Source organism: Frankia tisae, from assembly GCF_025403405.1.
In the GTDB taxonomy this organism is placed as follows: domain Bacteria; phylum Actinomycetota; class Actinomycetes; order Frankiales; family Frankiaceae; genus Frankia; species Frankia tisai.
Genome location: NZ_JANEZT010000376.1, coordinates 1 through 6421, shown reverse-complemented (window position 1 = coordinate 6421; position 6421 = coordinate 1). Strand labels below are relative to the sequence as shown.

At 72.9% G+C, this 6421-nt stretch carries 6 protein-coding genes and 1 pseudogene; 5 read left to right on the top strand and 2 right to left on the bottom strand.

The window, feature by feature from the left end:
• Positions 1-410: pseudogene (locus tag NBZ85_RS25920) on the top strand (hypothetical protein); the annotation flags it as partial.
• A 51-nt stretch (positions 411-461) separates the two neighbouring features.
• Here the strand turns inward: NBZ85_RS25920 and NBZ85_RS25915 are convergent.
• Both NBZ85_RS25915 and NBZ85_RS25910 read right to left on the bottom strand, forming a co-directional pair.
• A complete protein-coding gene (locus NBZ85_RS25915; protein ID WP_261554947.1) occupies positions 462-1343 on the bottom strand; it encodes an HAD family hydrolase in 882 nt (293 codons plus the stop codon).
• Positions 1344-1635: 292 nt separating this feature from the next.
• On the bottom strand, positions 1636-2577 hold the full coding sequence (locus NBZ85_RS25910; protein ID WP_261554946.1) for a sigma-70 family RNA polymerase sigma factor: 942 nt from the start codon (positions 2575-2577) through the stop codon (positions 1636-1638).
• A gap of 203 nt (positions 2578-2780) precedes the next feature.
• On the opposite strand from NBZ85_RS25910, the gene NBZ85_RS25905 reads away from it, so the two are divergent.
• The 4 genes from NBZ85_RS25905 to hemC form a co-directional block, all read left to right on the top strand.
• Positions 2781-3092 (top strand): glutaredoxin family protein, encoded by a 312-nt coding sequence (locus NBZ85_RS25905; protein ID WP_261554945.1) that lies wholly within the window; start codon positions 2781-2783, stop codon positions 3090-3092.
• A 170-nt stretch (positions 3093-3262) separates the two neighbouring features.
• Positions 3263-4267, top strand: coding sequence for a redox-sensing transcriptional repressor Rex (locus NBZ85_RS25900; RefSeq protein WP_261554944.1), 1005 nt, complete (start codon positions 3263-3265; stop codon positions 4265-4267).
• On the top strand, positions 4264-5676 hold the full coding sequence (locus tag NBZ85_RS25895) for a glutamyl-tRNA reductase (protein WP_261554943.1): 1413 nt from the start codon (positions 4264-4266) through the stop codon (positions 5674-5676). The genes NBZ85_RS25900 and NBZ85_RS25895 overlap by 4 nt, the downstream gene beginning before the upstream one ends.
• Positions 5673-6421 (top strand): hydroxymethylbilane synthase (gene hemC / locus NBZ85_RS25890; protein WP_261562774.1); only part of this gene is annotated, 749 nt, incomplete at its 3' end. The genes NBZ85_RS25895 and hemC, both read left to right, overlap by 4 nt.

Sequence of the window (6421 nt, the reverse complement as noted above, 5' to 3'; positions counted from 1 at the left end):
GTTTCAAGGGGGTGGGCAAGCCGTTCAACGAGCGTTACACGCTGCAACGCTTTGGTCGGGGTGGCTTCGTCTCGGCGGCGTTGCGGGCCGGGGTGCCGATCATCCCGTGCACGGTTGTCGGCGCCGAGGAGATTTACCCGATGATCGGCAACGCGAAGTCGCTCGCCCGCCTGCTCGGCCTGCCCTACCTGCCGATCACGCCCACCTTCCCGTGGCTCGGCCTGCTGGGCCTGATCCCGCTCCCCTCGAAGTGGATCATAGAGTTCGGGGAGCCGGTGCCGACCGACTCCTATCCGGCGGAGGCGGCGGACGATCCGATGCTCGTCTTCGAGCTCACTGACCGCATCCGTGAGACCATCCAGCACACGCTGTACAGCCTGCTGATGCAACGCCGGTCGGTGTTCTTCTGATCGGACGGCGCCGTGGCCGCCCGGCGCCGCCGCGTCGCGCCGCGGCGGCGGTCAGGCGCTGACCACCCGGCGACGCAGTGCCATGCCGGCGGCGACGCCGCCGGCCAGTGCGCCGGCGCCGGCCGCCGCCGGAATGCCGATCTTGACTGCCTTTCGGGCCGTGCGGAAGTCCTTGATCGGCCATTCCCGCTCCCGGGCGACCGTCTTCAGGTCGGGATCCGGGTTGATCGCCACCGGGTGGCCGACCAGCGAGAGCATCGGCAGATCGTTGATCGAGTCGGAGTAGGCCCAGCACCGGGTCAGGTCCAGCCCCTCCCGTTCGGCGAGCGCCTGCACCGCCTCGGCCTTGGCCTGCCCGTGGAGCAGCCCACCGACCAGGTGGCCGGTGTAGGTGCCGTCGGTGACCTCGCTGACCGTGCCGAGCGCGCCGGTCAGGTTGAGTCGCCGGGCGATGACCGAGGCAAGCTCCACCGGCGTCGCGGTGACCAGCCACACCCGCTGGCCGGCGTCCAGGTGCTGCTGGGCCAGGGCGTGCGCCCCGGAGTAGATCTGCTCGGCCATGCGCTCGTCGTAGATCTCTTCGCCGTAGCGGACGATCTCGGCGACCGAGCGCCCGGCCACGAAGGCGAGTGCCGTCTCTCGGGCGTCGCGCATCCCGTCCGGGTTCTCGTGGCCGCGCAGCCGGTAGGTGACGTGCTGCCAACCGAACCGGAGGAGGTCACGGGAGTCGAAGAAGTCCCGCGCGGCGAGACCGCGGGCGAAGTAGAAGATCGAGGCGCCGGCCATCATCGTGTTGTCCACGTCGAAGAACGCGGCGGCGGACTCGTCGAGCGGGGGCCGGGGAACCCCTTCGGCCGCAGCCTTCAACGCGGCTATGGCGGCCGCCTCGGCCGCCTGCCTGATCTCGGCCACACCCCTGCGTCGCACCCTCATCAGTCATCTCCATGCAGTTCGCGGTGGAGCGAGGGGCACGGCCCGGACGGTGACACTCGGCCCGGGCGGTGACAGGCCCACCGCCCACTCGTCGTCACCACCTCGGCGCGTCAGGTTCCACACCTCGGTTCGTCGGCACGCCGCCAGACTACGGCTCGACCCCCACCGCTGGCTGCAGGCGGCTCAGATCCGGCAGCGCAAAAGTGCCGGTGAGGCAAGAAAGATGTCGTGGTCCAAGGGCGATCCGCAGATCCTCTTTGCACTGCCGGTCCGGTCCGGGGGGCGAGCAGGGTCAGGCCGGCCCCGCCGCGGGCAGGCTGCGGGCGAGGGCGCGCAGGGCACGTAGCTGCAACGCCCGCACGGCGCCCTCGTTGCGCCCCATCGCGAGCGCCGTCTCCCGGACGGAAAGGCCCTCCAGGAACCGCAGCGCGATGCATTCCTGCTGGTCCGGGCGCAGCCGGCGGACCGCGTCCAGCAGCTCGCGGCGGGTCAGCACGGCGAGGATCGACTCCTCCGGGCCAGGCACGGCGAGCGCGGTGATCCGCTCGTCCGCCGCCGTGAGGACGTCCGCGGTCGGGATCTCGAACCGGCGCCGCGCCGAGCGGGCCTGGTCGATCAGCAGGTTGCGGGCGATGGTGACGAACCATGCGCCGATGTCGCGACCCTGCCAGCGGAACGCGCCGATGGTGCGCAACGCCCGCAGGAACGTCTCGCTGACGATGTCCTCTGCCGCCACCGGGTCGCCACCCAGCCGGTACAGCGCGTACCGGAACACCAGCTCGGCGTAGTGGTCGTAGAGCAGGCCGAAGGCCTCGCTGTCGCCGTGGCGGGCCCGCGCGACGAGCGCGGCCCGCTCCGACTCCGTCGGGCCGTCGGGGGCGGCCGCGTCGCGGTCCTGGGTGGGGGAACCCGCCCCGAGCCCCCCGGCGGCAGCCCGGCCGCGGCGTGTCACGGAGCCTCGCCGGATGGCGTCGGTGTCGACGGCGGCCGGGTGCGCGGGCGCCGTTGCGGCGGCCGGGCCCGCACCGCCCGCCGGGGGCGGCGCCGCGGTGGCCGGCCCGACCGCCGGCAGGGGAGCGGCCAGCGCCGTGATCTCCAGCCAGAACCGGCTCAGGGTGGCGCGGATCTGCGTGCCGGTGGGCAGCAGGGGGACCGGTGGACGCGACCACGCGTTTGGATTGCGCCGCACCGCGGCGAGGCCGGCGGCGAGGTCGGCGAGCGTGCAGTCGGTCACAGCCCGGCTCCGGAGGATGCAGTCGCGACAGGACGGGCCGGCGGGCCCGGTGCACGTGAGGGCGCAGGTAGCTGAGTGTAGCCGCAAGACGAACGCGCGGCAGTCGTAGATCGTGGTCGTGCCGGTCCGGGTCACTGTCCTACCGCCGGCCTACCGTCGGCCTACCGCCGGAATGCCTTGCGCGGCCGACTTACCATCGGGAGATGGACGACGACGGGGCGGGACCGGCGGAGCTCGGCGGCGGGAGCGCTCGGATCACCCTGCTCACCCGGGAGGGCTGTCATCTGTGCGACACCGCGCGGGCCGCGATCATGCGGGTGGCGGAGCAGGAGCGGGCCGGATGGCGCGAGTTGGACGTCGATGCCGATCCGCGATTGGCCGACGAGTACGGCGACCGGGTGCCGGTCATCCTGGTCGACGGGCGGGAGCATGGTTACTGGCGAGTAGAGGAGGATCGGCTACGGCGGGCGCTGGCCGGACGCCGGTGGTCGTTGCGTTCCGGCGGGGGTCGCTGATCCGCTGGTCGGGCTCTCCCCGGCACTTCGTGAATCCCTTCACGAAGTCGTACACTGCCCGTCGACAGCCGACTTGTGGCGCCGGCAACCGCGTGCCGGAGGCCGGCGGGGCCACGGATTCGGGCGCACAGCTCCGGGCCACGACGCGCGCCCACAGATCGGAGCCGCGGATGAGCCAGCCCCGGCGTCGCCCAGCGGTGATCCGGCGACGAGCCCGCAGTGAACCGCTTTCCGGCCGCTCCGCGGTGCCGGAGGCCACGGTGGCCCGGCTGCCCCTTTACCTCCGGGTACTGACTACGCTGGCGGAGGGTGGGGTTCACACTGTGTCTTCGGACACCCTGGCCGCCGCCGCCGGCGTCACCCCGGCGAAGGTTCGCAAGGACCTGTCACATCTCGGCTCCTACGGCACGCGGGGCGTCGGTTACGAGGTCGACGTCCTGCTCGACTGCATCGCCGCGAAGCTCGGCCTCACCGAGGACCGTTCGGTGGTGCTCGTCGGCGTTGGCAACCTCGGTCACGCTCTGGCCGGCTACGGCGGTTTCCACGCCCGCGGTTTCCGTATCGTGGCGTTGGTCGACGCGGATCCGGACCGGGTCGGCGAACGGGTCGGTGCGGTCATCGTCCGACCCGTTGACGAGCTGGAGCAGGTCATCGCCGAATGCGCGGTCACGATCGGCGTGATCTGCACTCCGGCCGCCGCGGCGCAACAGGTGTGTGACCGGTTGGTCGCTGCGGGGGTCACGAGCATTCTCAACTTCGCCCCCACGGTGCTGTCGGTGCCGGAAGGGGTAGACGTGCGTAAGGTCGACCTCGCCGTGGAACTTCAGATCCTTTCGTTCCATGAGGCACGGAAACGTCCACCCTCGCCGCGCGAGGCGCCGCCCAACGGGTCCACGCAGGCCGGCCCCGGCAGCGCGACGGGCCCCGGCGGGGCGTCGCCTCGCGGCGTCAGGCCCGACCGGGCCCGACAGGCACCGCCGCCGCTGCCGGCGGGTGAGGTCCCGGGGCATGCCGGTGAGACGTCCCTCGCAGCGGGCGTGACGACGGGCACGGACGGGGCAACGCCCCGAACAGACAGGGTGAGGACCGAGACGGATGGGGTCGTGCGGGTGACTCGTCAAGCCGGACAGACGCGGCCGGTGCAGGCGGTTCCGGCGGAGGGCGGAGCGTCATGAGCCTGCTTGTGGTGGGCCTCAACCACCGGACCGCCCCGACCACGCTGCTCGAGCAGGCATCGGTGTCCGGCGACGACACCCCGAAGGTTCTGCATGATCTTACCGCCGCGGCGCACGTCACCGAGGCGGTCGTGCTCTCCACCTGCAACCGGACCGAGATCTACGCCGACGTCGAGACCTTCCACGGCGGCGTGGCCGACATCTCTGACCAGCTCAGCCGGATCTGCGGGATCGACCTCGGTGATCTGGCCGGTCATCTGTACGTCCACCACGACGCCCGCGCGGTCGGCCACCTGTTCTCGGTGGTCTGTGGGCTGGACTCGATGCTCGTCGGCGAGTCGCAGATCCTCGGGCAGGTGCGCGGCGCCTTCCGGGCCGGACAGGCGGCCGGGGTCGCGAGCAGCGCTCTGTCCGGACTGTTCCAGGCGGCGTTGCGGGTCGGTAAGCGGGCCCACTCCGAGACGTCGATCGACGCCGCCGGCGCCTCGATCGTCGCGGTGGGTATCCGGCTGGCCGCCTCCAGCCTCGGGATTCTCAGCGAGGCGCCGGCCGTCCCGGTCTCGCCACCGGGCGGGGCCGTGAGCGAGCTCGGGGATGCTCCGGCGTTCTCGACGCCGGTGGTCGAGCCGCCGCCGCTGGCGGGCGCCCGCGTCCTGCTCATCGGCGCCGGCGCAGTCGGCTCGTTGGCGGCGCAGACCGCCCGCCGGGCCGGCGCCGCGCAGATCGTGGTCGCCAACCGGACCCCGGCCCGGGCGGCCCGGGTCGCCGAGATGCACGACTGCCGGGCCGTCGGCCTGGCCGACCTCCCGCACGAGATCCTCATGGCCGACCTGGTGATCTCCTCGACCGGTGCGTCCGGCCTGGTCGTCGAGCACGACCTGGTCGCCGCCGCGCTGCCCGGGCGCGGCGGGCGGCCGCTGGTGTTCCTCGATCTGGCGTTGCCGCACGACATCGACCCGGGCGTGCGGGCCCTGCCCGGCGTGAGCCTGCTTGACCTGGAGGCGCTGCGGGTCGCGCTCGACGGCGCCCAGGTGGCGCACGACGTGGAGGCGGTCCGCGCCCTGGTCTCCACCGAGGTCGCAGGGTTCCTCGACCGTCGCCGCGCGGGCCGGGTCGCGCCGACCGTGGTCGCCCTGCGTGCGCATGCCGACGCCGTCGTGCACGGCGAACTGGCCCGGTTGCAGTCCCGCCTGCCCGACCTCGACGATCGGGAGTGGGAGTTGGTGGAGGGCGCGGTTCGCCGCGTCGTCGACAAGCTGCTGCACGCCCCGACCGTGCGGGTGCAGCAGCTGGCCGGGGCGCCCGGAGGCGATTCCTACGCCGAGGCCCTGCGGGAACTGTTCGATCTTCCGCGCGAGGTGCCCGCCGTGGTGTCCGCGCCCGATCTTGATCTTGTGGAGCGTTCGTGACGGCGATGGAGCCGACCAGCACCAAAACCGATTCGACGGCCCCGGGCGCCACGTTGCTGGCCCGGTTCACGGGTCGCCGGCTACGGCTGGGGACACGCCGCTCAGCGCTCGCCCTGGCCCAATCCGGGATGATCGCCGCGCAGTTGCGGGCGAGGGTGGGCTGCGCGGTCGACCTCATCCCGATCGTAACCGCAGGTGACCGGTCACCCGCGGAGATCAGTCAGATCGGCGGTACCGGCGTGTTCGTCAGCGCGTTGCGCGACGCTCTGCTGGCCGGCGAGATCGACCTGGCCGTGCACTCGCTGAAGGACCTGCCGACGGCCACCCCGCCCGGCCTCGTGCTGGCAGCCGTCCCGACCCGGGAGGACACTCGGGATGTGCTCGTCTCGCCCAGCGGGCGGGGGCTCGCCGCGCTCGGGCCGGGCGCCCGGGTCGCCACCGGTGCCCCGCGCCGCGCGGCCCAGCTGCGGGCGCTCGGGCTCGGACTCGACGTGGTCGCGATCCGCGGCAACGTCGACACCCGGTTGAAGAAGGCCATCGACGGCGAGGTCGACGCCGTCGTTCTGGCGTATGCGGGTCTGGCGCGCCTGGACCGGCTGGACGCCGTCACGGAGATCCTCGAACCTGAGGTCATGCTGCCGGCGCCCGGCCAGGGGGCGCTGGCGGTCGAGTGCGCCGGGGGGACCGGGCTCAGGCTGGCCGGCCCGGCCCGCGCACTGGTGGCCGCGGGCGGGGCCGGCGGGGA